Source organism: Rathayibacter caricis DSM 15933 (genome assembly GCF_003044275.1).
GTDB classification, from domain to species: domain Bacteria; phylum Actinomycetota; class Actinomycetes; order Actinomycetales; family Microbacteriaceae; genus Rathayibacter; species Rathayibacter caricis.
This window is the reverse complement of record NZ_PZPL01000001.1, coordinates 2,776,103-2,801,821: the sequence shown is the minus strand read 5'-3', so window position 1 is coordinate 2,801,821 and position 25,719 is coordinate 2,776,103. Positions and strand designations below refer to the sequence as shown.

The following is a 25,719-nucleotide window of genomic DNA, read 5'->3' as shown; positions in this document are numbered from 1 at the left end:
AGGACGTGCCCGTGCGGGCGGTGCTGTGGAGCGACGTGCCGTGGTGCGGATGGAGCGCCGGGCGGACCCGGGTGGAACGGTGGAGCACCGGGCGGGCCCGGGAGCGGCTGGGATCAGCGCGCGCGACTGCGCCGGAGCGCGAAGGCCTCGAGCCCCGCGGTGGCGCAGTAGAACAGGAGGCCGACGAGCACGGCGCCGAGCACGTAGGCGTAGGCGAGCGCGTAGTCGCTGCCCGAGGCCGCCGTCGTGATCGACTTGCCGAGCCCGCCGACCGGTCCGCCGAAGTACTCGGCGACCAGCGCCGAGATGACGGCGAGCGAGGAGGCGATGCGCAGTCCCGTGAAGAAGAACGGCACGGCGGCGGGGAGGGTGACGGCGAGGGTACTCTGCCACGGCGTCGCGGCGTACGCCCGCATCAGATCGCGGTGCACCGGAGTCGCCTGCCGCAGCCCCCGCAGGGTGTTCACGTAGACCGGTACGAAGACGGCGAGTGCCGCGACGAGCTGCCGCGCCGTCTCGACGCTCGCGCCGAACATCGTGTAGAGCACCGGCGCCAGCGCCACGATCGGCACCACGGCGGCCGCCGCGACGATCGGAGCGACGAGGCCGTCGAAGACCCGCAGCAGCGCCGACAGGCTCGCGACGACCACCGCGACGACCGCTCCGACGACGAGGCCGATCAGCGCGTTCCCTCCGGTGACGCGGCTGCCGGACGCCACCGAGCCGAGATTCTGCGCGAACTCCGCGCCGATCGAGACCGGCGACGGCAGCACGAACGGCTTCACGTCGAACGCCGTGACGCCCACCTGCCACAGGATCAGGGCCGCGAGCCCGAGCAGCAGCGGCGCGAGGACGGTGCGCGCGAGCGCCGGAGTCGTCATCGGTTCTCCACCCCGCGCGGCAGCGCCGCGGCCTCGCCGTGCAGGAGCTCGCGCACGGCGCTGACGTCGCGGAAGAACGACTCGTCCTCGCGCACGCCCTCGTCGCGCGAGGCGGCGTCGGGCAGGCGCACCGGGAGCACGTCGCGGATCCGCCCCGGGCGGGGCGACATGACGACGACGCGGTCCGAGAGGAACACCGCCTCCGGGATCGAGTGGGTGACGAAGACGACGGCCGCTCCGGTCTCGGTGCGGATCCGCAGCAGCTCCGTCTGCATCCGCTCGCGCGTCATCTCGTCCAGCGCTCCGAAGGGCTCGTCCATCAGGAGCAGCCGCGGGCTCTCGGCGAGCGCACGCGCGATGGCGACGCGCTGCTGCATGCCTCCCGAGAGCTGGTCGGGGTAGGAGTCGGCGAAGTCGCCGAGCCCGACCAGCGCGAGGAGTTCGTCGACCCGCGAGCGCCGGGCCGACGCTCCCACCCCGTGCAGCTCGAGCGGCAGGGCGATGTTCGCGCGGATGCTGCGCCACGGCAGCAGCCCGGCCTGCTGGAACGCGATGCCGTAGTCCTGGTCGAGCCGCGCGCGCCGGGCGGTCTTGCCGAAGACGGAGATCGCTCCCGACGTCGGCTCGTCGAGGTCCGCGATCAGTCGCAGCAGGGTCGACTTGCCGCAGCCGGAGGGTCCGATCAGCGAGACGAACTCCCCCGCCGCGATCTCGAGCGACACGTCCTGGAGCGCGACGACGCTCGCGCCCTTCTTCGTGCTGAACGTCTTGGTGACGGCGTCGACGACGACGGCGGACTCGGCAGCGCTCATGCGGGCTGCTCCCCTCTGCGGAACGGACGGAGGGCGACCCCGATCAGCGCGACGGCGCCGGCGGCCGCCAGGCCGACGAGCACCGCGCCCAGGATCGGCGCCCAGGGCTTGGCGGGGTCTCCGCCGGCGGCGGAGGCGAACTCGATGATCATGCGGCCGATGCCGCCGCGCAGGCCGATCGAGACCTCGGCGACCACGGTCCCGATGACGGCGCTGACCGCTCCGAGACGCAGGGCGGGGAGCAGGTACGCCACGCTCGCCGGCAGGCGCAGCCGCACGAGCGTCTTCCACCAGCCCACCCCGTAGACGTGCATCAGCTCCACCTGGTGCGCAGCCGGCGAGCCGAGCCCGCGGAGCGCGCCGATCGACACGGGGAAGAACGCGAGGTAGGAGGCGATCAGCGCCACCGACATCCAGTTCTCCCAGGTGAACGCGCCGAGCTCGAGCTGCGAGCCCCAGCGGCGCACCAGCGGCGCGATGGCGATGAGCGGCACCGTCTGGCTGAGCACGATCCAGGGCAGCACCGCCGACTCCGCGGTGCGGAACCGCTGCATGAGCAGCGCGAGCAGCATCCCGACGACGACCCCGACGACCCAGCCGACGGCCGCGATCCCGAGCGAGAAGGCGCTCGCCTGCAGCACAGCGAGCCAGAGCGCCGGAGCGCCGCGGGCTCCGGTCACCGGCTCGACGAGGCGCGCCGCGATCTCCCAGAGGTGCGGCATCGCGATCGCGCTGGTGCGCGGCAGCACCGTGACGCCTCCGACGATCACACCGGTCTCGGGGCCGAGCGCCTTGTACGCCTCCCAGACGAGAGCGAGCAGGAGCAGGCCGGCCGCGCCGAGCAGGATCCCGCGCGCCGCGGCCGGAGCCCTCATGCCCTGGCCGTGATGTGCGGGCCGAGAGCCGGGATCACGCGCTCGCCGTAGACGCGCAGCGTCTCCTCCTTGTTGTCGTGCTGGAGGTAGCCGGCGAACTGCGTGACGCCGATCTCGGCGAGCGCCTCGAGCTTGGCGATGTGCTCGTCGGCCGTGCCCAGCACGCAGAAGCGCTCGACGATCTCGTCCGGCACGAACGAGGTGTGGCTGTTGCCCGCCCGCCCGTGCTCGTTGTAGTCGTAGCCCTCGCGCCCCGCGATGTAGTCGGTGAGGGCCTGCGGCACCGCGCCGCTGCTCCCGTAGCGGCCGACGATGTCGGCGACGTGGTTGCCGACCATGCCGCCGAACCAGCGGCACTGCTCGTACATGTGGGCGCGGTCGGTGCCGATGTACATCGGCGCGGCGATGCAGAACTGCAGCGACTCGGGGTCGCGGCCCACGTTCGCGGCCGCCTCCTTGACCGTGGTGATCATCCAGCGCGCGATGTCGACGTCGGCCAGCTGCAGGATGAAGCCGTCGCCGACCTCGCCCGCGAGCTTCAGCGCGAGCGGGCCGTACGCGGCCACCCACATCTCGAGCGAGGAGCCGCGGCTCCACGGGAACTGCAGGGTCGAGCCGTTGTACTCGACCGAGCGGCTGTTGGCGAGCTCGCGGATGACGTGGATCGACTCCCGCAGCGTCTTGAGCGTGGTCGGCGCCCCGCCCGTCACGCGCACCGCGGAGTCGCCGCGGCCGATCCCGCACACGGTGCGGTTGCCGTACATCTCGTTCAGCGTCGCGTGCAGGGAGGCGATGACCGTCCAGTCGCGCGTCGCCGGGTTCGTGACCATCGGGCCGACCGTGATGCGGTGCGTCTTCTCGAGGATCTGCGAGTAGATCACGTAGGGCTCCTGCCAGAGCAGGTGCGAGTCGAACGTCCACGCGTAGTCGAAGCCGTAGGTCTCGGCCAGGACGGCGAGGGCGACGGTGCGCGAGGCGGGCGGGTTGGTCTGGAGGACGACTCCGAAGTCCATGGGGTTCCTTTGTGCTGCGGTCGGACGAGGAGAGGTCAGATCAGATATTGGGAGAGTCCGCGCTTGATGTACTTGCCGTCGCCCTTGGTGCCGACGTACTGCCCGTCGTCGACGACGACCTTGCCGCGGGAGATCACGGTGTCGACGTGCCCGTCGATCTCGAACCCCTCCCATGCGGAGTAGTCCATGTTCATGTGGTGGCTGCGCCCCTCGCCGATGCCGATCGAGGTGTGGCCGTTCGGGTCGTAGACGACGACGTCGCCGTCGGCGCCGGGCTGGATCACGCCCTTCTTCCCGTACATCCCGAACATCCGCGCCGGAGTCGTGGACGTCAGCTCGACCCAGCGCGGGAGCGAGATCTGCCCGGACACGACGCCCTGGTACATCAGGTCCATCCGATGCTCCACCGAGCCGATGCCGTTGGGGATCTTCGAGAAGTCGCCGACGCCCATGTCCTTCTGGCCCTTCATGCAGAACGGGCAGTGGTCGGTGGACACCATCTGGATGTCGTTCGTGCGCAGCGACTGCCACATGTGGTGCTGGTGCCCCTCCGTCTTCGAGCGCAGCGGCGTGGAGCACACCCACTTCGCGCCCTCGAACCCGGGAGCGCCCAGCTGCTCCTCGAGCGAGAGGTACAGGTACTGCGGGCAGGTCTCGCCGAACACGTTCATGCCGCGGTCGCGGGCCTCGGCGATCTGCTCCACCGCCTGCTTCGCCGACACGTGCACCACGTACAACGGCGCACCGGTGAGGTCGGCGATCATGATCGCCCGGTGCGTGGCCTCCTCCTCCGCCTGCCACGGACGCGACGTGCCGTGGAAGTACGGAGACGTGTTCCCGGCCGCGAGGGACTGCTTCACGAGCTCGTCGATGATCGCGCCGTTCTCGGCGTGCATCATCATCATCGCGCCGTTCGAGGCGCCCTTCTGGAACGCGCGGAGGATCTGCCCGTCGTCCGACAGGAACACGCCCTTGTAGGCCATGAAGAGCTTGAAGCTCGTCACCCCCTCATCCATCAGCTCGTCCATCGCGACCAGCGACGAGTCCTGCACGTCCGACAGGATCTGGTGGAAGCCGTAGTCGATCGCGCACTCCCCCGCCGCCTTCGCCTGCCACGCCTGATAGCGGTCGACGACGCTCTCGCCGGGGTACTGGACCACGAAGTCCACGATCGAGGTCGTGCCGCCCCACGCGGCGGCCCGGGTGCCCGTCTCGAAGGTGTCCGAGGCGAAGGTGCCGCCGAAGGGCATCTCCATGTGCGTGTGCGCGTCGATGCCGCCCGGGATCACGTACTTGCCGGTCGCGTCGATCACGCGGTCGACGTTCGCCCCGAGATCGAAGCCGAGCAGAGTCGACCCGGGCGCGAGGACCGCCGCGATCGTCTCGCCGTCGATCAGCACGTCGGCCGCGCCGGTGCCGGTCGCGTTCACGACCGTGCCGTTGATGATGAGGGTCTTCATCGTCGCTCCTGGATGGTTCGCGCGGTCACGGCTTGGGGATGCTGGTGTACGACTCCGGCCGGCGGTCGCGGTAGAACTGCCAGTCGTCGCGCATCTGCTGCACCATGTCGAGATCGAGGTCCCGGAGGAGGATCTCCTCGCTCTCCCCGGAGCCGCGCTCGCCGACGAACTCGCCGCGCGGATCGATGACCTGGCTCGTGCCGTAGAAGTCGACGGCGAGGTCGCCGTACTCGTTGTCCTCGCGGCCCACCCGGTTGGGCTGCAGCACGAAGTACCCGTTCGCCACGGCGGCAGCGGGTCCCTCGACCTCCCACAGGCGGTTGGAGAGCCCCGGCTTGGTCGCGTTGGGATTGAAGACCATGTGCGCACCGTTCAGACCCAGCTCCCGCCAGCCCTCCGGGAAGTGCCGGTCGTAGCAGATGTGCACGCCCACCTTGCCGACGGCGGTGTCGAACACCGGGTAGCCGAGGTTGCCCGGGCGGAAGTAGAACTTCTCCCAGAACCGGTCCAGGTGCGGGATGTGGTGCTTGCGGTACTTCCCGAGGATCGTGCCGTCGGCGTCGACCACCACCGCGGTGTTGTAGTAGACGCCGGTCTGCTCCTCCTCGTAGATCGGGAGGATCATCACCACCCCGAGCTCCTTCGCCAGTGCCGCGAAGCGCTGCACGATCGGCCCGTCGGCCGGCTCCGCGTAGCGGTAGTACTTCTTGTCCTGCGTGATGCCGAAGTACGGACCGTAGAACAGCTCCTGGAAGCAGACGATCTGCGCCCCGTCGGCGGCGGCGTCCCGGGCCATCTGCTCGTGCTTGTCGAGCATCGACTCCTTGTCGCCGGTCCAGGTGGTCTGCGTGATCGCTGCGCGGACGATGGTCATCGGTACCTCCATGACAGTGGGGCCATCCGCCAGCGGGGCTTCGACGGCGGAACTCCTCGGGTGCCTCGGCACCGTGCGGATGCGGAGTCGGGGGACCGTGGTCCCACTGTGGTGGGCCGAGCGCCCGAAGGCAACGACCCGCCCGACTCCGTGGACAGGGGTTCATCGTCGTCCTCCGACGTTTCCCGCGTGTTTCGAGTGGGAATCCGTGGGATTAAGGAGTCGGCTCCACCGATTCCGTCGCCGCTCGACGGGGGCGGTACCGTGGGCGGATGCGCATCACGATCCTCGCCGGCGGCGTCGGAGGAGCCCGCTTCACCTCGGCCGTGCGGGAGCACCTCCGCGACCTCGAGGCCGCGGGCGGCGGCCCGTCCGAGATCACGGTGGTCGCGAACACGGGCGACGACATGTGGCTCACCGGCCTCAAGGTCTGCCCCGATCTCGACTCCCTCACCTACGCCCTGGGCGGAGTGAACGACACCGAGCGCGGCTGGGGCCGGGCCGGCGAGTCGGAGCGGGTCTCGGCCGAGCTCACCGCGTTCGGCGTCGGCTGGCCCTGGTTCACCCTCGGAGACCTCGACCTCGGCACGCACATCGCCCGCACCTCGATGCTGCGCGACGGTCTCACCCTGTCGGAGGCGACCGAGCGGATCACGGCGCGCTGGCCGCTCGGCGTCCGCCTGCTCCCCATGTCCGACGACGACGTCGAGACGCACGTCGAGGTCGAGATCCCCGGTGAGGGCGTGCGGCTGCTGCACTTCGAGGAGTGGTGGGTGCGGCTGCGCGCCTCCGTGCCCGCCCGCCGCTTCGTGCAGAAGGGGGTCGCGACCGCGCGTCCCGCTCCCGGCGTCCTCGAGGCGATCGCCGACACGGATGCGGTGCTCGTGGCACCGTCGAACCCCGTCGTGTCGATCGGCACGATCCTCGGCGTGCCGGGCATCGCCGACGCCCTGCGCACGACGTCGGCGCCGGTCGTCGGAGTCTCCCCTGTGATCGGCGGAGCCGTCGTGCGCGGGATGGCCGACGCGTGCCTCGCCGCGATCGGCGTCGAGACCTCGGCCGAGGCGGTCGGCCTGCACTACGGCTCCCGCTCCACGGGCGGGCTGCTCGACGCGTGGCTGGTCGGCGAGGAGGACGCCGCGGCCGTCCCCGCGCTCGAGGCCGCCGGTCTGCGGACACGCTCGGTGCCCCTCTGGCTCCGCGACCGCGAGACCTCCGCCCGCCTGGCCGCCGACGCGATCGCCGCCTCCCGCGGCTGAGCCGTGGTGTCTCCCGCGCGGCCCGCCGTCGCCCGATCGGGCCGTTTGCTTGTACCGTCGTCCCGGATCGACTTCCCGGGCGACGAGCGCCGGAACCGGAGTCGCACGACCGCCCGTCCAGGACCGCCCCCGCGGATCCGCCGCTCGGGCCGCAGGGCGCGCGCGCTCGCAGGAGGACTCATGCAGCATCGCACCCGCATCGGAGCGGACGCCGTCCGCGGTGCCGGCGGTGCGCGCCGTGCCTGAGCGCTCCTTCGTCCTGCACATGCCCCCGGACGACGGCATGACTGCGATCCACGAGGCGCTCGAGGAGCTCTGGGCCGAGAGCCCGGGACTGGGGTCGTGGGACCGCATGTCCTTCACCACGGCCCTCGTCGAGGTGACGTCCAACATCGTCCAGCACGCGCGCTCCTCCCGGCCCGTCGTCTGCCGCGTCGAGATCCGCGTCGACGACCTCGAGATGCGCGCCGTTCTGAGCGACTCGGGCGAGGCCGCCGACATCGACGTGGCCGAGCGCCGCGACATGCCCGACGAGTGGGAGGAGGCCGGCCGCGGCATCCCCTTCATCCAGGCCCTCGTGACCAGCTTCGAGCACCGCCGCGTCGACGGGCAGAACGTCTGGACGATCGTGCGCGAGCGCAAGCGCTCCTGAGCGCTCCCCCCGGACGCGGGAGCCGACGCCCAGGACCGTGTGCCAGCGTGGGAGGAACCGCGTCCGGACCACAGGCGCGGACCCCCTTCGGAAGGAACTCGTCCATGCCTGGTGCCCTCGTCCTCGCCGGAGGCGGACTGGCCGGTATCGCCTGGGAGCTCGGCGTCGTGCGCGGCATCGCCGACGCGTCCCCCGAGGCCGCCCGCCTCCTGCTCGACCCCTCGACCACGTTCCTCGGCACGTCCGCGGGGTCCGCCGTCGCGGCCCAGCTGAGCACCTCCGTCGGCCTCGGCGAGGCCTACGCCTCGCAGCTGCGCGAGGAGTCGGCCGAGATCGGCGCCGTCATCGACTCCGAGGCCCTGCAGGCGAGCTTCGCCGCCGCGATCGAGGGCGCGACCTCGCCCGAGGACGCCCGTCGTCGCATCGGCGTACTCGCCCTGTCGACGTCGACCCTGTCGGAGGAGTCGCGCCGGGACGTCATCGCCGCTCGCGTCGCCGACGCGGACTGGCCCGATCGGCGCCTCCTGATCACTGCGGTCGACACCGCCACCGGCGCCCTCGTCGTCTTCGACCGGACGAGCGGCGTCCCGCTCGTCGACGCCATCGCCGCGAGCTGCGCCGTTCCGGGCGTCTGGCCGCCGGTCACGATCGACGGCGTGCGCTACATGGACGGGGGCGTGCGCTCGGGGAGCAACGCCGACCTGGCCGCCGGAGCCGACTGGGTCCTCGTCGTCACTCCGCTGCCCGGCATCGGCGCACCCGGAGCGGGCACCCTGCCCACGGCCGAGCTGGACGCCCTCGCGTCCTCGCGGGTCGAGGTCGTCTACGCCGACGAGACGTCGATCCGGGCCTTCGGACCCAACTCGCTCGACCCCGCGGTGCGCGCCGCCTCGGCAGAAGCCGGTCGCGCCCAGGGCTCCCGGATCGCGAGCAGGATCGCCGAGCTCGTCGGCGCCTGACGCGTCCTCAGCGCACGACGCCGTAGCGGAGGAAGAGCGTCCCGTCGCTGAAGCGCCGCTGCTCGCGCAGCTCGAGCGCCGTGCGGAACCCGGACGGCAGGAACTGCGTCCCGCCTCCGACCACGACGGGCACCACGTACCAGCGGATCTCGTCCACAATGCCGGCGCGCAGAGCCTGAGCGGCGAGGTCGGCCCCTCCGATCGAGGCGTCGTGGTCGAGCGCGTCCACCTGCTCGCGCACCGCCTCGGGGTCGAAGCGCCGCTCGAGCCGGGTGCGCTCGGTCCGGACGTCGTCCAGTGTCCGCGAGTACACGATCTTGTCCGCCGACCGCCACATCTCCTGGAAATCGCGGATGAAGGCGAACTGCTCGGCGAGAGCGAATCCCGGCCCCCAGGGGCTCATGGTCTCGTACATCCGCCGGCCGTAGAGATAGGTGCGCACCTCCGCCTCGGTCTCGTTGACGAAGCGGTGCACCTCGGGCCGCGGCTCCGCCCAGGTGAAGCCGCCGGCCTCGTCCTGGGTGTACCCGTCGACCGAGGCGATCCCGCTGTAGACGAGCGCGCCCACGTCGGCCTCCTCCGCGGGCGAGTTCGGGTTCCGCCCACGAGCGCAGGCTATACGCGAGAGCGCTCTCACGCAACACGGAGCGGAGGGATCGGCGACGATCGACGGGCTGGCGATTCCTTCCCGACCGCGTAGGGTTCAGGGGGCCGTGCCTGCGGCCGCGAAGGGTTCCGGATGAAGATCAGCCAGCTGCGCCACTTCGTTGCGGTCGCCGAGGAGCTGCACTTCGTGCGCGCCGCCGAGAAGCTCGGCATCTCGCGGAAGAAGCTCGACTCCTCCGTCGCCGCCGTCGAGTTCGACCTCGGGCGTCCGCTCTTCGAGCCCGGCGCGTCCCGCACGGTGCTCACCGCGGCCGGCCGCGAACGGCTCGCCTCCGCCCGAGCGGAGCTCGCGGCCCTGGGCGACGAGCCCGAGGCGGCTCCCCCCGCCGGCGGCAAGGCGAAGGCCTCGAAGGGGACCGGCCGCGCCCCGATCGTCAAGGGCCAGCCCAAGCCCTACAAGCGCCGCCAGACGCGCTGAGGAACGGATCCGCGCGGCCCGCCGAGCGCGATCCGGAGTGGGCCCTACCGGGCTCGAACCGATGACATCCACGGTGTAAACGTGGCGCTCTACCAACTGAGCTAAAGGCCCCCGTCGCGGCCTGGCCGCCGACGAGCGTCCCCATCGTACGACACCCTCTCCCGCGTCCCCGGCCGTCGGGCGCCGCTAGCCTCGGCACATGACCGACGCACCCGGTGACCGGGCGAGGCGGCGCGCCGAGAGCCGCTGGCCCGCCTCCGCCGCCATCCTCGTCGCCGTCGCCCTCAACGTCGTGGGGCACGACGACCGCACGTCGGCGGTCAGGCTGGCCGCGGCGGCGCTCACCCTCGTCCTCCTCGTCCCGCTGTTCGTCGTCAACCCGCGCCGCCTCGACACCGAGACGAAGTGGTCGCGCGTCGTCTCGATCTCGCTGGCCGTCGTCCTCGCCGTCGCCAACCAGGTGAACGTCGTCGCCCTGGTCCTGGCGCTGGTCGACGGATCGACGGACGGGCCGCTCCTGCTGCTCACCGCTCTGCAGGTCTGGGTGACGAACGTGGTCGCCTACGCGCTGCTCTACTGGGAGCTCGACCGCGGCGGCCCCGTCGCCCGCGGAACCCTCCCGCGGAGCGGGCTGCCCACCGCCGACTTCGCGTTCCCGCAGGACGGCTATCGCGACACGGTGCAGGAGGTCTCGGCGACCTCCTCCGAGCGGGCCGACTGGCGGCCCGGCTTCGTCGACTACCTCTACGTCTCGACGACGAACACCATGGCGTTCAGCCCGACCGACACCATGCCGCTCTCGAGCCGGGCGAAGCTCCTGATGGCCGTCGAGGGCGTCACCGGATTCGTCCTGCTCGCGCTGGTCATCGCCCGCGCGGTCAACATCCTGAACTGACCCGGTACCCGATCACTCGGGCTGCGTCTCCGCGAGATGCCACTCCGGTACGCGACACGCCGCAGGAGCCGTACCGAAGCGGCATCTCGCGAGGAGCGTCAGGCGTGCGCCGGCTGGAGCGCCTCGATCGCGGCGCGGTACGCGTCGATCGAGCGCGCCTCCCCGGGCTCGGTGATGAAGGTGTCGCGGATGACGCCCTCCCGGTCGATGAGGAAGGTCGCGCGCGTCGCGTAGCCCTTGCTCTCGACGAAGACGCCGTACTGCTTCGCCACGTCGCCGTGCGGCCAGAAGTCCGAGAGGAGCGTGAAGTCGTAGCCCTGCTTCTCGCCCCAGGCGCGCAGCGTGTGCTTGGAGTCGACGGAGATGCCGATCACCTCGACGTCCGCGTGCTCGAAGAGCGACAGGTTCTCGCGCAGAGCGCAGAACTCCCCCGTGCAGGTGCCCGAGAAGGCGAGGGGGAAGAAGACGAGGGCGACGTTGCGCCGCCCGTGGAAGTCGCCGAGCTGGATCCGCTCGCCGTACTGGTTGGCGAGTTCGAAGTCGGGAGCGAGCGTCAGCTTCTCGAGAGCCATCGGTCCGATGTCCTTCCGTGCGCACGAGATTCGCGCGAGCACGAGGGGCAATGCTAGACCCGCTTCGCGCCCCCACCAAGGGGGATCGGCGAACCGGCGATCGGAGCCGGCTCCCCGATGGCCGCGGAGGGCCCTCCGGATGGTGGAACCCCACAGACCGCTGAACGCTTCCGTCGTGGATCGCCACAGTAGGCGGGAATCGCTAGGCTTGCCCAGGTGCCTGCGCGCAGCTCGTCATCCGTAGCACCCGCGCGTGGATCCGCACCGCTTCATGAGAATGATGTCTCGGGCACGATCTGCCCCCAGAGAGAGGTCGAGGGTGACTGTTAACGATCAGGACCCGTATTCCGTCGGTCACGTGGACTCGGACCCCGAGGAAACGTCGGAGTGGAACGAGTCGCTGGACGCGCTCGTGCAGGAGCGGGGTGCGGGTCGCGGACGCGACGTCGTGCTCAGCCTCCTGAAGCGCTCCAAGGAGCTGCACCTCGGCGTGCCGATGGTGCCGACCACGGACTACATCAACACCATCGCGCCCGAGAACGAGCCCGAGTTCCCCGGTGACGAGGACGTCGAACGCCGCTACCGCGCCTGGATCCGGTGGAACGCCGCGATCCTCGTGCACCGCGCGCAGCGCCCCGGGATCGGCGTCGGCGGCCACATCTCGACGTACGCGTCGAGCGCGTCGCTCTACGAGGTCGGCTTCAACCACTTCTTCCGCGGCCAGGACCACCCCGGAGGCGGCGACCAGGTCTTCATCCAGGGTCACGCCTCGCCCGGTCCCTACGCCCGCGCCTACCTCGAGGGACGCCTGACCGAGCACCAGCTCGACGGCTTCCGCCAGGAGCGCTCGCACAGCGGCGGAGGGCTCTCGAGCTACCCGCACCCGCGCCTCATGCCGGAGTTCTGGCAGTTCCCGACCGTGTCGATGGGCCTCGGGCCGATCAACGCGATCTACCAGGCCCAGGCCAACAAGTACCTCACCAACCGCGGCATCAAGGACGCCTCCGACCAGCAGGTCTGGGCGTTCCTCGGCGACGGCGAGATGGACGAGGTCGAGTCGCGCGGTCAGCTCCAGGTCGCCGCGAACGACGGTCTCGACAACCTGAACTTCATCGTCAACTGCAACCTCCAGCGCCTCGACGGACCCGTCCGCGGCAACGGCAAGATCGTGCAGGAGCTCGAGTCGTACTTCCGCGGAGCCGGCTGGAACGTCATCAAGCTGATCTGGGGCCGCGAGTGGGACGACCTGCTCGCCCGCGACACCGAGGGCGCGCTGCTCGACCTCATGAACAAGACGCCCGACGGCGACTTCCAGACCTACAAGACGGAGGACGGCGCCTACGTCCGCGAGAACTTCTTCGGCCGCGACGAGCGCGCCAAGAAGCTGGTCGAGGACTACTCCGACGAGCAGATCTGGGGCCTTCGCCGAGGCGGCCACGACTACCGCAAGATCTACGCGGCCATGAAGGCCGCGACGGAGCACAAGGGCCAGCCCACCGTCATCCTCGCCCACACCATCAAGGGCTACGGTCTCGGCCGCAGCTTCGAGGGCCGCAACGCGACCCACCAGATGAAGAAGATGACGCTCGACAACCTGAAGGGCTTCCGCGACACCATGCGGATCCCGATCACGGATGCGCAGCTCGAGGAGAACCCCTACCTCCCGCCGTACTACCACCCCGGTCAGAACGACGAGGCGATCGAGTACCTGCAGGAGCGCCGTCGCGCGCTCGGCGGCTACCTGCCCGAGCGCCGCTCGAAGTACACGCAGCTCAACCTCCCCGACGACTCCGCGTACAAGATCGGCAAGAAGGGCTCCGGGACGCAGGAGATCGCCACCACCATGGCGTTCGTCCGCATCCTGAAGGACATCCTCCGCTCGAAGGACTTCGGCAACCGCGTCGTCCCGATCATCCCGGACGAGGCCCGCACCTTCGGCATGGACGCGTTCTTCCCGAACGCGAAGATCTACAACCCCCGCGGGCAGCACTACACGTCCGTCGACCGCGAACTGCTGCTGGCGTACAAGGAGAGCCCCCAGGGTCAGATCCTGCACGTCGGCATCAACGAAGCGGGCGCCCTGGCGGCGTTCACCGCAGTCGGCACCTCGTACTCGACGCAGGGCGAGCCGCTCATCCCGGTCTACGTCTTCTACTCGATGTTCGGGTTCCAGCGCACGGGCGACGCGATCTGGGCGGCGGGCGACATGATGGCCCGCGGCTTCATGATCGGAGCGACCGCCGGCCGCACCACGCTGACCGGCGAAGGCCTGCAGCACGCGGACGGGCACTCCCCGATCCTCGCGGCCACCAACCCGGCCGTCGTGAGCTACGACCCGGCGTACGGCTACGAGATCGCGCACATCGTGCAGTCCGGTCTCGAGCGGATGTACGGCGGGAAGCACTCCGACCCGAACGTCATGTACTACCTCACGGTGTACAACGAGCCGATCGTGCAGCCCGCCGAGCCCGAGGACGTGGATGTGGACGGCATCGTCCGCGGCATCCACCGCGTGTCCTGGGGCCAGTGGGACGGCCCCAAGGCGCAGCTGCTCGCCAGCGGCGTCGCGGTGCCGTGGGCGATCGAGGCGCAGAAGCTCCTCGCGGAGGACTGGGGCGTCTCGGCCGACGTCTGGTCGGTCACCTCGTGGAACGAGCTGCGCCGCGACGGCATGAAAGCCGAGCAGCACAACTTCCTCCACCCCGAGGACGCTCAGCAGGTGCCGTACGTCACCGAGAAGCTCGCCGACGCGAAGGGCCCCTTCGTCGCCGTCTCCGACTTCTCGCACCAGGTGCCCGACCAGCTGCGCCAGTTCATCCCGGGCGACTTCGCGACGCTCGGAGCGGACGACTTCGGCTTCTCGGACACCCGCGCGGCCGCTCGTCGCCACTTCAAGATCGACGGCCCGTCCGTCGTGGTGCGCACGCTGCAGCTGCTCGCCAAGCGCGGCGAGGTCGACCCCTCGCTGTCGGTCCAGGCGATCGAGAAGTACCGGCTGCACGACGTGAACGCCGGTACCACCGGCAACGCGGGCGGCGAGAGCTGACGGACAAGTCGGTGCTCTCCTCCGACGCGTCGTCGTCGACCACGCGAGGGTCTGCTCCCGCAGCCCCGGCCTCACGGCCGGGCGCTGCGCGCACCAAGGAGCAGACCCTCGCGTGGCTGCGCACCATCGCCGGTGAACTCGCGACGCAGACCATCAAGCGCCTGGACGACACGCTTCCCTGGTACGGCGCGATGCCTCCGGGTCGGCGCTCGGCCGTGGGTCTGGTCGCCCAGGCCGGCATCACGTCGTTCATCTCGTGGTTCGACGATCCGCAGGCGACCCCGTGGATCGCGGCCGACGTCTTCGGTGCGGCCCCTCGGGAGCTGCTCCGCTCGGTCTCGCTGACCCAGACGCTGCAGCTGATCAAGGTCACCGTCGAGGTGGTCGAGGACCGGGTCCGCAACGGCAGCGAGGACCTCCGCGAGGCGATCCTCCTCTACTCCCGCGAGGTCGCGTTCGCGGCGGCCGACGTCTACGCGCGCGCCGCCGAGGCGCGCGGACTCTGGGACGCGCGCCTCGAGGCCCTCGTCGTCGACTCGATCCTCACGGGCGAGGCCGACGACGAGCTGCCCAGCCGCATCGCCGCTCTCGGCTGGCACGGGCACGGCGAGGTCGCGGTCCTGGTCGGCACGGCCCCCAAGATGCTCGACGTCGACCAGCTGCGGCGCACCGCGCGGCACATGGACGCCGACGTGCTGATCGGCGTGCAGGGCAGCCGGCTCGTGCTGGTGATCGGCCGCGCCGAGCCGAGCGAGAACGCGACGGAGGAGACCGGTCCCCCGGTCGCGTTCCTCGAGATCGCGGAGGCGCTCGAGCCCGGCTTCGGCTCCGGCCATCTGGTGCTCGGCCACGAGGTGCCGACGCTGGTCGAGGCCTCCCGCAGCGCCCGGGCCGCTCTCGCCGGCTTCGCGGTCGCCCGCTCCTGGCGCAACGCACCGCGCCCGGTCAGTGCCGACGACCTCCTGCCCGAGCGCGCCCTCGCCGGCGATCCGCTCGCCCGGCAGAGCCTCATCACGCAGATCTACAAGCCCCTGCAGAAGCACTCGACCGAGCTGCTCACCACGCTGTGGGCCTACCTGGACAACGGGCGCTCGCTCGAGGCGACCGCCCGCGAGCTGTTCGTGCACCCCAACACGGTCCGCTACCGGCTCAAGCGCGTCGCCGAGGTGATCGGCTGGGACGCGACGGGCGCCCGCGAGGCGCTCATCCTGCAATCGGCGCTCATCCTCGGGTCGATGAGCGACCCCGACGGAGCCGTCCGGCGCCGTCCTGCGCGCAGCTGACCTCCGCTTCTTGTAGACCCGCCACAAGCTCTTTGTGGTTTCTCCGTACGAACAAGCGGCGCCCAGTGTGGCGCGGATCGGAAGACTGGACACGTGATCGTCGTCGTCGCCCCGGGTCAGGGCTCCCAGACCCCCGGATTCCTCGTGCCCTGGTTGGCCGTCCCGTCCGTCGCCGAGCAGGTGGCGGCCCACTCCGAGGCCGTCGGCATCGACCTCGCGGCGCACGGAACCGAGTCGGATGCGGACACCATCCGCGACACGGCCGTCGCTCAGCCGCTGATCGTCTCCGCCGGACTCGTCAGCCTCGCCGCCCTCCTCGAGGGCGGGCGCCGCGACCGGATCGCCGGCATCGCCGGGCACTCGGTGGGCGAGATCACCGCGGCCGCCGGAGCGGGAGTCCTCTCCGAAGCCGACGCGCTCGTCTTCGTCCGCGAGCGCGCCCGCGCCATGGCCGCGGCCGCAGCTACGGAGCCGACCGCGATGAGCGCCGTCCTCGGCGGCGACGAGCAGGCGCTCCTCGCCCGCCTCGACGAGCTCGGCCTCGAGCCGGCCAACTACAACGGCGGCGGGCAGATCGTGGTCGCCGGCGCCGTCGACGCCCTGCAGGCGCTCAAGGACGAGCCGGTCGCCGGCACCCGTGTCATCCCCCTCCAGGTCGCCGGAGCGTTCCACACCCGGTACATGGCGCCCGCCCGCGACTCGCTCGCCGAGATCGCGGCCGGCATCACCCCGTCCGACCCGACTCTGCGGCTGTGGACCAACCGCGACGGCTCGGTCGTCGAGTCCGGCCCGGCCTTCCTGGACCTCCTCGTGGGCCAGGTCGCGTCCCCGGTGCGCTGGGACCTGTGCATGGCGGCGTTCGCCGAGGCCGGAGTCACGGGCCTCATCGAGCTCGCCCCGGCCGGCGCCCTGGTGGGCCTCGCCAAGCGCGGCCTCAAGGGGCTGCCGACCCTCGCGGTCAAGACCCCCGACGACCTCGACGCCGCCCGCGCCTTCATCGACGAGCACGCCGCCTAGCAGGAGAGACCCATGACGACCCCTACCCTCACCCAGTCCAGCGGCACCGCCTACACCCGGATCCTCGGCATCGGAGCGGCGCGCGGCGACCGCGTCGTGCCGAACGACGACCTGATCGAGCCGATCAACTCCTCCGACGAGTGGATCCGCCAGCGCACCGGCATCATCGAGCGCCGCCGCGCTTCGGCCGACGTGCAGGCGGTCGATCTCGCGACCACCGCCTCCCTCGAGGCGATCGAGAAGGCCGGCATCCGCCCCGACCAGATCGGCGTCGTGCTCGTCTCGACCATCAGCAACACGGTGCAGACACCGTCGCTCGCGGCCCTCCTCGCCGACCGCATCGGCGCCAACCCGGCCCCGGCCTACGACATCTCGGCCGCCTGCGCCGGTTACACGTACGGCATCGCGCAGGCCGACTCGTTCATCCGCTCGGGTCTCGCCGAGTACGTGCTCGTCGTCGGCGCCGAGAAGCTCTCGGACCTGGTCAGCCCCACCGACCGCAGCATCTCGTTCCTCCTGGGCGACGGCGCGGGCGCGGCGGTCGTCGGGCCGAGCGACTCGGCAGGCATCTCGAAGACCGTCTGGGGCTCGGACGGCTCCCGCTGGGACACCGTCGGCATGGACAACCCGATGCTCGCCTACCGCGAGGGCCGCGCCGAGTGGCCCACCCTCCGGCAGGACGGCCCCTCCGTCTTCCGCTGGGCCGTCTGGGACATGGCGAAGGTCGCGAAGCAGGCGCTGGCGGAGGCGGGCGTCGAGCCTTCGGACCTCGCCGCATTCATCCCGCACCAGGCGAACATGCGCATCATCGACGAGTTCGCCAAGCAGCTCAAGCTGCCGGACACCGTGATGATCGCCCGCGACATCGAGACGACCGGCAACACCTCCGCCGCGTCCATCCCGCTGGCGACCCACCGCCTGCTCGAGGAGCACCCCGAGCTCAGCGGCGGACTCGCCCTGCAGATCGGGTTCGGCGCCGGACTCGTGTTCGGCGCGCAGGTCGTGGTGCTCCCTTAGGGGGCACCGCCCCACCCCTAAACTGACTCACGGTCACTCGACGACAACCCGAACCGAACCCCTCAAGGAGAGCACCATGGCACTGTCCACCGAAGAAGTCCTCGCCGGCCTGGCCGAGCTGGTCAACGACGAGACCGGCATCGCGACCGATTCCGTCGAGATGGACAAGTCGTTCACCGACGACCTCGACATCGACTCCATCTCGATGATGACCATCGTCGTCAACGCCGAGGAGAAGTTCGACGTGAAGATCCCGGACGACGAGGTCAAGAACCTCAAGACGGTGGGCGACGCGGTCACCTTCATCGTCAAGGCGTCCGAGTAGCACTTCCGCGCCCCTGAGGCGGACACCCCGGCCCGGCATCCGCCCGGCCGGGGTGCGCCCGGCACCCACCCCGTCACGGAACAGAGATCGTCGTCATGAGCACCAAGAAAATCGTCGTCACCGGCATCGGAGCCACCACGCCCCTCGGCGGGACCGCCCGGGACTCGTGGAACGCCCTCCTCGCGGGGGAGTCCGGCATCAGCACCATCGAGGCCGAGTGGGTCGCGAAGCACGAGCTGCCCGTGACGTTCGCCGGCCAGGCCAAGGTCCGTCCCGAGGACGTCCTGCCCCGTGCCGAGTTCAAGCGGCTCGATCCCTCCGCCCGTTTCGCCGTGATCTCCGCTCGCGAGGCCTGGGCCGACGCGGGCATCACCGACGTCGATCCGCTGCGCGTCGGCGTCGACTACTCCACCGGCATCGGCGGACTCTGGACGCTGCTCGACGCGTGGGACACCCTGCGCGAGCGCGGACCCCGCCGCGTGCTGCCCATGACCATCCCGATGCTCATGCCGAACGCCGCCGCCGCGGCGATCAGCATGTCCATCCCCTCCCGCGCCTACGCCCGCACCGACGTCTCGGCCTGCGCCTCGAGCACCGAGGCTCTCGCGAACGCCTACGAGCACCTCCAGCGCGGCCTTGCCGACGTCGTCATCGCCGGCGGCACGGAGTCGGTCATCCACCCGCTCCCCCTCGCCGCCTTCGCCGCCATGCAGGCCCTCTCCCGTCGCAACGACGACCCGGCCACCGCCTCCCGCCCCTACGACGTGAGCCGCGACGGCTTCGTCATGGGCGAGGGAGCCGCCTCGCTCGTCCTCGAGACCGAGGAGCACGCCCTGGCCCGCGGCGCCCGCATCTACGCCGAGCTCGCCGGCGGCGCGGTCACCAGCGACTCGTACCACATCACCGCCCCCGACCCCGAGGGCTCCGCCGCCGCCCGCGCGATGATCGCCGCCCTCGAGCAGGCCGGCGCCGACCGCACCGACGTCGTCCACGTCAACGCCCACGCGACCAGCACCCCGGTCGGCGACATCGCCGAGTATCGCGCCCTCGCCCGCGTGTTCGGCGACCACCTCCCGAACATCGCCGTGTCGGCGACGAAGGCCGCCACCGGCCACCTCCTCGGCGGCACCGGCGCCCTCGAGGCGATCTTCACCGTCCTCGCCCTGCACGAGCGCACCGCCCCGCCGACGATCAACCTCACCGAGCAGGACCCCCAGATCCCCCTCGACGTCGTCACCAGCCCCCGCGCCCTCGGCGACGGCCCCCTCGTCGCCCTCTCGAACTCCTTCGGGTTCGGGGGGCACAATGCTGTGGCCGCGTTCCGGTCGGTCTGACGGGGCTTCGCCCCGTGGACCGAGCGGAACGCGGGCTTCGTTGCGCGTAGCGCAACGAAGGCGCGTCCGCTCCCTAGGGGGCTGAGTTCCCGGGGGCCGGTGCGGTGCGGCGACGGAGATCCGCTGGGACGCGGATCTCCGGATACGCCTCGCGGCGCTCGGGTGGGCTGCGCGCTGCCCTCCGGGCATCGGCGCGGTGCTCGCCCTGCCGGGCATCGAGACACGGCTCGCCCTACCGGGCATCGAGACTCAGGCCGCCATACCAGGCATCGGTGAACAACTCACCCGATCGGGCTTCGGCGCACAGCTTCCGCCGTACGGCTCCCGCAGCAGGATCGCCGACAGGGCATCAGCCATGCCGCGCGCCGTGCCGAGCATCAGCACTCGTCTCCGGGACCCGCGGATCACATCTCCGGCTCCCCGAATCGCGTCGGGCTCGCGAGACCACCGGCTTCCAACGAGCCCGTCCCGATCCCACGAGCCGGAACATGGGGAACACGCCCTCTGGCACCTCCGGTCGGCGACGGCCCTCCCGTCGGCCCGATCGCCAGGTGTGAACGGGCTCGGCCCGTTCCCCGCCATCCCCAAGGTCTGATGACCTCCTGGACCGATCTCCGGCTCGCAGAATCGCACTCGGCGCGCGAGATCCGGCTATCCCCGGCTCTTTCCACTAGCCGAGGCTGCGGCACCCGCCCGGCTTCCACCGCACGAAACTCCCGAGCTCGCCTCCGCCACCGGATCGCCGAGCCCCCAAGGCGTATCCGGCGATCCGCGTGCCAGCGGATCGCCGTCGCCGAACGCACCCCGCTCTGCAGAACGCGACCCCGTCGCACAGCCGACCGCGCGATGCCGCGCGAGGAGCGGCGTCGACGATGCACGGATCGATCCCGAGCCCCCGCCCCCGGATGACCGAGCCCCGCGAGGCGTATCCGGCGATCCGCGTGCCAGCGGATCGCCGTCGCCGAACGCACCCCGCTCTTCGGAGCGCGACCCCGTCGCGAAGCCGACCGCGCGACGCCGCGCGAGGGGCGGCGTCGGCACAAGCACAGCCGACCGCGCGACGCCGCGCGAGGAGCGGCGTCGACGATGCACGGATCGATCCCGAGCCCCCGCCCCCGGATGACCGAGCCCCGCGAGGCGTATCCGGCGATCCGCGTGCCAGCGGATCGCCGTCGCCGAACGCACCCCGCTCTTCGGAGCGCGACCCCGTCGCGAAGCCGACCGCGCGACGCCGCGCGAGGAGCGGCGTCGACGATGCACGGAGTCGGCGTCAGCCGACTCCGTGCATCCAGATAACCGGCGCGAAGTCGCTCGCGTACCGGAACGGCTCGAGTTCGTCCTCCCACGCCTGGCCGAGGGCGAGGCGGAGTTCGCGGTGCAGCTCGATGGGGTCGGCGCCGGCCGTCTCCATCGCGGCGCGGACGCGGTCCTCGGGGATGACGGTGTTGCCGACGCTGTCGGTCTGGGCGAAGAAGATCCCGAGGCCGGGGGTGTGCATCCAGCGGCCGCCGTCGACTCCGGGGGACGGCTCCTCGGTGACCTCGTAGCGGACGTCCTCCCAGCCGCGCAGAGCGGAGGCGATGCTCGCGCCGGTGCCGGGGGCACCCTCCCACGCGAACTCGGCGCGCTGCGTTCCGCGCAGGACCGGCTGATCGATCCACTCGAAGTTCACGGCACGACCGAGAGCGCGCCCGGCTCCCCACTCGAGGTGGGGGCAGAGCGCGCGAGGGGCGGAGTGCACGAAGAGCACACCCCGAGTCTGCTGCGCCACCATGCTGTCCTCCGTTCGTCCCGGTGCGTCTTCCCCAACGACCCGGACCACGTACGACTAGCGGTGCATTCTTCGATTGTGCGGTGGACGAGCCACCACGTCAGAGTATGCATCAGCCGTCCCGCGCCGACAAGACGGCTCGCCGCGCCCGCCCGGGGCGCGCCCGGATCCCCTGCCTATACTCGGCATGTCCGGTGCCCGCTCCCGCTCGGGCCCGTCCGAGAGGAGTCCCGTGTCGGTCCGCGACGGTCTCCTGGCGCTCCTCACCCTCGGTCCCGCCTACGGTCTGCAGCTGCACTCCGAGCTCCTCGATCGCGCGGCGCACCGCCGCCGAGTGAACGTGGGGCAGATCTACTCGACGCTCGAGCGCCTGCGCGAGCGCGGTCTCGTCGTCCCGGCCGGAGCGACGGACGACGGACTCCCTCTGCACGCACTGACCGACGACGGCCGCGCGGAGGCGTCCGCCTGGCTCCACGGCGACGGCGCCTCGGCGCAGGAGGACTGGGACGACGTCCTCGACCGCATCCTGCTCGCGTCGACCCTCGAGGAGGCCGACCTCGATGCGGTCCTGGCCGCGTACTCGGTCGCGCTCCCGGAGGACGAGGAGCCCGTCGACGACCACCCGCAGCGCCGCCTCGCCGCCCGGGCCCTCCGGGTCCGCGACGACGCCCTGCGGAGCCTGCTCGACGCGGCCCGCGAGGAGCTGTCCGGAGCGGAGGCGGCGGCGGGCGTCCGCGGCTTCACGCTCGAGCGTCCGCGCCGGGGCCGGAGAGCGGTGTCCCGGGACGAGACAGGCGAAGGGGCCGTCGCTTAGGCTGGAGTGCATGTCCCGCTCCCCTCTCGGCCTCCGCGTCGCCTCGCGCACGCGTCGACGCCTGATCGCGGCGGGTACCGGCACTCTCCTCGTCCTCTGCGCCTCCCTCGCCTCGCCGCTCACCGCGTCCGCCGCGTACGATCCGGCCGACTACCCGTCGTGGTCCGACGTCGAGGCCGCGAAGGACAGCGAGGGCGCGACGGCGGCCGAGGTCGCCAGGATCACGGCCTTCCTGGCCGATCTCCGCGATCAGGCCGCCGAGCTGACCGACGCCGCCATCGCCCGGGCGTCCGAGGCCGACGCCGCTCGGACCGCCCTCGACGAAGCGGGTCAGCGCGTCACCGCGCTCGAGAGCCGCGCCGATGCGGCGCGCTCCGCCGCCGACGCCGCGAAGGAGCAGGCCGGTCGGCTCGCCGCCCAGCTCTACCGCACCGGCGGCACCGACGCCACGCTGAACCTCCTCGTCGGAGGACAGGAGTCGGACGAGCTGCTGTACCGCATCGGCACGATGAGCCAGCTGACGCTCCAGACGAGCACGCTGCAGACGGCGGCCGAGACGAGCGAGAACGAGGCCGGTGCTCTCGCCGCCCAGGCCGAGAAGGCCCGGTCCGAGCGGGTCGCCCTCGCCGACGCGGCCGGCCGCGCCCTCGACGAGGCCGAGGCGGCGCAGTCGGCGGCCGACGCGAAGGTGGCCGAGCAGGAGCAGTACAGCTCGACGCTCTACGCCCAGCTCGCCGAGCTCAAGGACACGACCGCGGCGCTCGAGGAGCAGTACGCGACCGGGCAGCAGGAGAAGGCGGTCTTCGAGGACCAGCAGCGCCGTGCCAGGGAGGCAGCTCAGCAGGAGGCGATCCGCACCGCGCCGTCCGCCGGCTCGCGTCCCGTGGCCGCCGCTCCCGCCCCTGCCGCTCCGGGCGGCGGGCCGCTGCAGCTCGGGAACGACGATCCGACCGGAGCGCGCAACAGCTCCGCCGAGACCATCGCGGCCCTCAGCACCTACGCCGGCCGCACCGACGGCCTGTCCCCCGCGCAGGCGCAGGCGTACGCACGGACGGTCCTCGGGAACTACGGCTGGGGCCAGGACCAGATGGACTCGTGCCTCGTCCCGCTCTGGAACGGCGAGTCCGGCTGGCGCTGGAACGCCCTGAACCGGTCCTCCGGCGCGTACGGGATCCCGCAGGCGCTGCCGGCGAGCAAGATGGCCTCGTCCGGGTCCGACTACCAGACCAGCGCGGCGACGCAGGTGAACTGGGGCCTCTCGTACATCAAGAGCTCGTACGGATCGCCCTGCAACGCCTGGGCGAAGTGGAACTCCCGCTCGCCGCACTGGTACTGAGCCCGCGTCTCACTTCGCCTCGTCGTAGGCGTCGACCACCGCCACGGTCACGGGGAAGTCGATGTCCGCTCCGCCGAAGAGGGCTCGGCCCGCGCGGGCGGCCGACTCCCGGACGATCCCGGCGACCTGCTCGGCGACGTCCGCCGGCGCGTGCACGATCACCTCGTCGTGCAGGAAGTACACGAGGTGCGCCCGATCCAGGCCCGGGCCGCCGTCGCGCAGTCGGGCGCGCAGATCGCCCATCCAGCAGAGCGCCCACTCGGCGGCGGTGCCCTGCACGACGAAGTTCCGGGTGAAGCGGCCCCAGTCCCGCGCCCGCTGGGCACTGCGCGCATCCGGACTCTCGTCGTTCGCTCCGACCGCTCCCGGAGGGGAGCTGCGGCCGAGCCAGGTCGAGACGCTCTCGCCCCGCTCCCCCGCGCGGGCGGCGGCCTCGACGTGCGCGACGGAACGCGGGTAGGCCCGGGTGAGCCGCGGCAGGAGGCTCCCCGCCTCCCCGCTGGTCGCTCCGTACATCGCACCGAGCATCGCGACCTTGGCCCGCGGACGGTCGGGGACGACTCCGGCGTCGACGATGCCCTGGTAGAGGTCGCGCCCTCGCCCGGCCGCCGCCATGGCGGAGTCGCCCGCCAGCGCGGCGAGGATCCGGGGCTCCAGCTGCGCGGCGTCGGCCACGACGAGCTTCCAGCCGTCGTCGGCGACCACGGCGGCGCGGATCTGCCGCGGGAGCTGCAGTGCTCCTCCGCCGGAGGTCGCCCAGCGACCGGTGACCACGCCTCCCACGACGTACTCCGGCCGGAACCGGCCGCCGTGGACCCAGGCATCGAGCCACGCCCAGCCGTTCGCGGTCAGCAACCGCGAGAGCTTCTTGTACTCCAGGAGCGGCGGGATCACCGGGTGCTCGAGGGACTGGAGCTCCCACGAGCGGGTCGACTCGACGGCCAGGCCTGCGCGACGGAGCGAGCGGATGAGGTCGGCGGGCGAGTCGGGGTTGAGCTCGGGTGCCGCGAGAGCCGAGCGGATGCGATCGGCCAGCGCCTCGAGACGGGCGGGGCGACCGCCGAAGACGGGCCGCGGACCGAGCGCCTCCGTCAGCACGCGGTCGTGCACGTCGGCGCGCCAGGGCAGGCCCGCGGCGGCGATCTCGCGCGCGATGAGCGCGCCGACCGACTCCGCCGCGAGGAGCAGGCGCAGTCGGCCCGGCTGCGAGGACGCCGTGACCGCCTCCTCCTGCCGGGCGAGCTCGACGACGGGGTCGAGCTCGGCGGGGTCGGCGTCGGCCTCCTCGAAGCCGACGAGCGTGTCGGTGGCGGCGGGCGCGACGGCGTCCGAGTCCCACGCGTCGCGGGGAGCCCGGGCGAGCGGCGAGCCCGCTGCGGCGACCGAGCGGCGGAGGATCGCGCGGCCGAGCCGCAGATCGTGGCACCGCGACACGCGGACGTCGGCATCGAGCAGCGCGGGATACCAGCGCGACGTGTCGTCCCACACCCAGCGCGGACGCCGGGACTCGTTCACCCGGACGAACCGGGCGAGGTCCCCGGCGCCGCGACCGCTCCCCTCGGGCGACGACTCCCCCGTCTCGGCGACGGAGACGGCCCACCAGGCACCCGAGGGTGAACCGGCGAGGACGAGGAGCATCCGTCCATTCTCCTCCGGCGAGCGGACGCCCCCGGCGCCGGGACCGCTCATCCCTGACGCTGCGAGGCCGGGTAGCCGGGGAAGGGCTTCTCCTGCGCGGTCGGCGGCTGACGCTCCCAGAGCGCCTTCGCGATGGTCTCCATGTCGCGGGAGTAGCCGACGAGCGTCCGCTTCTCGGGCTCGGCCGCCCAGGTCACCGCACGGAACCAGGTCTCGCCGTACGGGCCCGTCTCGATCCGGCGCACGAGTCCGATGCGGCCGGTGCGCACGGCGTCGACCATGACCCACTCGTCCGGGCCGCTGCTGCGCAGCATCTGCAGTGGACTCCACTCGATCATCGCGCCTCCCCGCCGTTCGCTCGTGGCCGTGGCGGGTGACTTCGCCGCGGCGTACACTCGCAGACTATCGAACACATGTTCGAACGGCCAACCGGCACCGGAGCATCCGGGCGGGTCGCCGACGAGGAGGAACGGGGCGCGAGGATGGCGGTGATCGACGAGACGGCGCTGGTCTCGACCGACGGCGAGGGCGTGCCGATCGCACTCGACTGGCGGGGCGGGCGCTACCGGGTGACCGACCGCCCGACGGTGTGGACCTGCACGAGCGCCTGGTGGGCACCGCTCGAGGGCTTCCGGCCCACGTTCGGACGACCGCCCGTGAGCATCGGGGGCTGGCGGTTCCAGGCGACCCACGTCGAGACGGGCGGATCGTTCGTCCTCGACGTCATCGCGTCGACGGAGCCGAGCTGGAGCGTCGTGCGGGTGTACGAGTGAGGCGCGACGGCGCCGGTGCTACTTGTCGG

The 25,719-nt window shown here is 71.7% G+C and carries 25 protein-coding genes and 1 tRNA gene; 14 read left to right on the top strand and 12 right to left on the bottom strand.

Translation table 11 applies throughout. From position 1 onward, the window contains the following. Positions 1-113: 113 nt before the first annotated feature. Genes C1I63_RS12990 through C1I63_RS12965 form a run of 6 tightly spaced genes read right to left on the bottom strand, consistent with a single transcriptional unit; the run spans position 114 to position 5,915 of the window. Positions 114-881 carry an ABC transporter permease gene (locus C1I63_RS12990; protein ID WP_107575047.1) on the bottom strand — a complete coding sequence of 256 codons (768 nt, stop codon included), beginning with the start codon at positions 879-881 and terminating at the stop codon, positions 114-116. After that, positions 878-1,693: an ABC transporter ATP-binding protein gene (locus C1I63_RS12985; protein ID WP_107575046.1), complete on the bottom strand. Its 816-nt coding sequence runs from the start codon at positions 1,691-1,693 to the stop codon at positions 878-880. Before C1I63_RS12985 ends, C1I63_RS12990 begins: the two co-directional genes overlap by 4 nt. Next, positions 1,690-2,568, bottom strand: a complete 879-nt coding sequence (locus C1I63_RS12980; protein ID WP_107575045.1) for an ABC transporter permease — start codon at positions 2,566-2,568, stop codon at positions 1,690-1,692. The genes C1I63_RS12985 and C1I63_RS12980 overlap by 4 nt, the downstream gene beginning before the upstream one ends. Continuing rightward, the gene (locus C1I63_RS12975) at positions 2,565-3,581 is read right to left on the bottom strand and encodes a TIGR03842 family LLM class F420-dependent oxidoreductase (RefSeq protein WP_107575044.1); all 1,017 of its coding nucleotides are present in this window, start codon (positions 3,579-3,581) and stop codon (positions 2,565-2,567) included. Before C1I63_RS12975 ends, C1I63_RS12980 begins: the two co-directional genes overlap by 4 nt. Positions 3,582-3,616: 35 nt before the next feature. After that, positions 3,617-5,041 (bottom strand): dihydropyrimidinase, encoded by a 1,425-nt coding sequence (gene hydA, locus C1I63_RS12970; RefSeq protein ID WP_107575043.1) that lies wholly within the window; start codon positions 5,039-5,041, stop codon positions 3,617-3,619. A gap of 25 nt (positions 5,042-5,066) precedes the next feature. After that, a complete protein-coding gene (locus C1I63_RS12965; protein WP_055792728.1) occupies positions 5,067-5,915 on the bottom strand; it encodes a nitrilase-related carbon-nitrogen hydrolase in 849 nt (282 codons plus the stop codon). Between the two features lie 272 nt (positions 5,916-6,187). On the opposite strand from C1I63_RS12965, the gene cofD reads away from it, so the two are divergent. From cofD to C1I63_RS12950, 3 genes are all read left to right on the top strand, one after another. After that, the gene (cofD, locus tag C1I63_RS12960; RefSeq protein WP_107575042.1) at positions 6,188-7,174 is read left to right on the top strand and encodes a 2-phospho-L-lactate transferase; all 987 of its coding nucleotides are present in this window, start codon (positions 6,188-6,190) and stop codon (positions 7,172-7,174) included. Between the two features lie 238 nt (positions 7,175-7,412). Further along, positions 7,413-7,826: an ATP-binding protein gene (locus C1I63_RS12955; protein ID WP_146168467.1), complete on the top strand. Its 414-nt coding sequence runs from the start codon at positions 7,413-7,415 to the stop codon at positions 7,824-7,826. Positions 7,827-7,930: 104 nt separating this feature from the next. Further along, entirely contained in the window at positions 7,931-8,785 is an 855-nt protein-coding gene (locus C1I63_RS12950; RefSeq protein WP_107575040.1) for a patatin-like phospholipase family protein, read from the top strand. 7 nt (positions 8,786-8,792) lie between these two features. Here C1I63_RS12950 and C1I63_RS12945 read toward each other — a convergent pair whose 3' ends face one another. Then, positions 8,793-9,353 carry a dihydrofolate reductase family protein gene (locus tag C1I63_RS12945; protein WP_107575039.1) on the bottom strand — a complete coding sequence of 187 codons (561 nt, stop codon included), beginning with the start codon at positions 9,351-9,353 and terminating at the stop codon, positions 8,793-8,795. A 171-nt stretch (positions 9,354-9,524) separates the two neighbouring features. On the opposite strand from C1I63_RS12945, the gene C1I63_RS12940 reads away from it, so the two are divergent. Next, on the top strand, positions 9,525-9,869 hold the full coding sequence (locus C1I63_RS12940; protein ID WP_055792740.1) for a helix-turn-helix domain-containing protein: 345 nt from the start codon (positions 9,525-9,527) through the stop codon (positions 9,867-9,869). A gap of 38 nt (positions 9,870-9,907) precedes the next feature. Here C1I63_RS12940 and C1I63_RS12935 read toward each other — a convergent pair. After that, a tRNA-Val gene (locus C1I63_RS12935) sits at positions 9,908-9,980 on the bottom strand. An 88-nt stretch (positions 9,981-10,068) separates the two neighbouring features. Between C1I63_RS12935 and C1I63_RS12930 the strand changes: the two genes are divergently transcribed. Next, positions 10,069-10,764, top strand: coding sequence for a DUF1345 domain-containing protein (locus C1I63_RS12930; RefSeq protein ID WP_107575038.1), 696 nt, complete (start codon positions 10,069-10,071; stop codon positions 10,762-10,764). A 98-nt stretch (positions 10,765-10,862) separates the two neighbouring features. On the opposite strand, the gene C1I63_RS12925 is transcribed toward C1I63_RS12930, so the two are convergent. Next, a complete protein-coding gene (locus C1I63_RS12925; RefSeq protein WP_077222641.1) occupies positions 10,863-11,336 on the bottom strand; it encodes a peroxiredoxin in 474 nt (157 codons plus the stop codon). 319 nt (positions 11,337-11,655) lie between these two features. Here C1I63_RS12925 and aceE point away from each other — a divergent pair, with 319 nt between their 5' ends. The 6 genes from aceE (at position 11,656) to C1I63_RS12895 (ending at position 19,358) form a co-directional block, all read left to right on the top strand. Beyond that, entirely contained in the window at positions 11,656-14,382 is a 2,727-nt protein-coding gene (gene aceE / locus C1I63_RS12920; protein WP_055792750.1) for a pyruvate dehydrogenase (acetyl-transferring), homodimeric type, read from the top strand. A gap of 116 nt (positions 14,383-14,498) precedes the next feature. Beyond that, entirely contained in the window at positions 14,499-15,665 is a 1,167-nt protein-coding gene (locus tag C1I63_RS12915) for a PucR family transcriptional regulator (RefSeq protein ID WP_211315672.1), read from the top strand. Between the two features lie 93 nt (positions 15,666-15,758). Next, on the top strand, positions 15,759-16,682 hold the full coding sequence (locus tag C1I63_RS12910; RefSeq protein ID WP_107575036.1) for an ACP S-malonyltransferase: 924 nt from the start codon (positions 15,759-15,761) through the stop codon (positions 16,680-16,682). Between the two features lie 12 nt (positions 16,683-16,694). Continuing rightward, complete coding sequence (locus C1I63_RS12905) at positions 16,695-17,699, top strand: beta-ketoacyl-ACP synthase III (protein WP_055792755.1); 1,005 nt, start codon at positions 16,695-16,697, stop codon at positions 17,697-17,699. Positions 17,700-17,775: 76 nt separating this feature from the next. After that, the gene (locus C1I63_RS12900) at positions 17,776-18,024 is read left to right on the top strand and encodes an acyl carrier protein (RefSeq protein ID WP_055792757.1); all 249 of its coding nucleotides are present in this window, start codon (positions 17,776-17,778) and stop codon (positions 18,022-18,024) included. A 95-nt stretch (positions 18,025-18,119) separates the two neighbouring features. Next, entirely contained in the window at positions 18,120-19,358 is a 1,239-nt protein-coding gene (locus tag C1I63_RS12895; RefSeq protein ID WP_055792760.1) for a beta-ketoacyl-[acyl-carrier-protein] synthase family protein, read from the top strand. A gap of 1,270 nt (positions 19,359-20,628) precedes the next feature. Here the strand turns inward: C1I63_RS12895 and C1I63_RS12890 are convergent. Beyond that, positions 20,629-21,132 carry a DUF3145 domain-containing protein gene (locus C1I63_RS12890; RefSeq protein ID WP_055792765.1) on the bottom strand — a complete coding sequence of 168 codons (504 nt, stop codon included), beginning with the start codon at positions 21,130-21,132 and terminating at the stop codon, positions 20,629-20,631. A 229-nt stretch (positions 21,133-21,361) separates the two neighbouring features. On the opposite strand from C1I63_RS12890, the gene C1I63_RS12885 reads away from it, so the two are divergent. Both C1I63_RS12885 and C1I63_RS12880 read left to right on the top strand, forming a co-directional pair. Further along, on the top strand, positions 21,362-21,943 hold the full coding sequence (locus C1I63_RS12885; RefSeq protein ID WP_170116386.1) for a PadR family transcriptional regulator: 582 nt from the start codon (positions 21,362-21,364) through the stop codon (positions 21,941-21,943). Positions 21,944-21,953: 10 nt separating this feature from the next. After that, a complete protein-coding gene (locus tag C1I63_RS12880) occupies positions 21,954-23,279 on the top strand; it encodes an aggregation-promoting factor C-terminal-like domain-containing protein (protein ID WP_107575034.1) in 1,326 nt (441 codons plus the stop codon). A gap of 9 nt (positions 23,280-23,288) precedes the next feature. Here the strand turns inward: C1I63_RS12880 and C1I63_RS12875 are convergent, their stop codons facing one another. Together C1I63_RS12875 and C1I63_RS12870 are read right to left on the bottom strand one after the other, a co-directional pair. Continuing rightward, the gene (locus C1I63_RS12875; RefSeq protein ID WP_107575033.1) at positions 23,289-24,917 is read right to left on the bottom strand and encodes a bifunctional 3'-5' exonuclease/DNA polymerase; all 1,629 of its coding nucleotides are present in this window, start codon (positions 24,915-24,917) and stop codon (positions 23,289-23,291) included. Between the two features lie 47 nt (positions 24,918-24,964). After that, on the bottom strand, positions 24,965-25,255 hold the full coding sequence (locus tag C1I63_RS12870; protein WP_146168466.1) for a hypothetical protein: 291 nt from the start codon (positions 25,253-25,255) through the stop codon (positions 24,965-24,967). Between the two features lie 75 nt (positions 25,256-25,330). Here C1I63_RS12870 and C1I63_RS12865 point away from each other — a divergent pair, with 75 nt between their 5' ends. Beyond that, entirely contained in the window at positions 25,331-25,690 is a 360-nt protein-coding gene (locus C1I63_RS12865) for a hypothetical protein (protein ID WP_235576874.1), read from the top strand. The last annotated feature ends 29 nt before the right edge of the window (positions 25,691-25,719 follow it).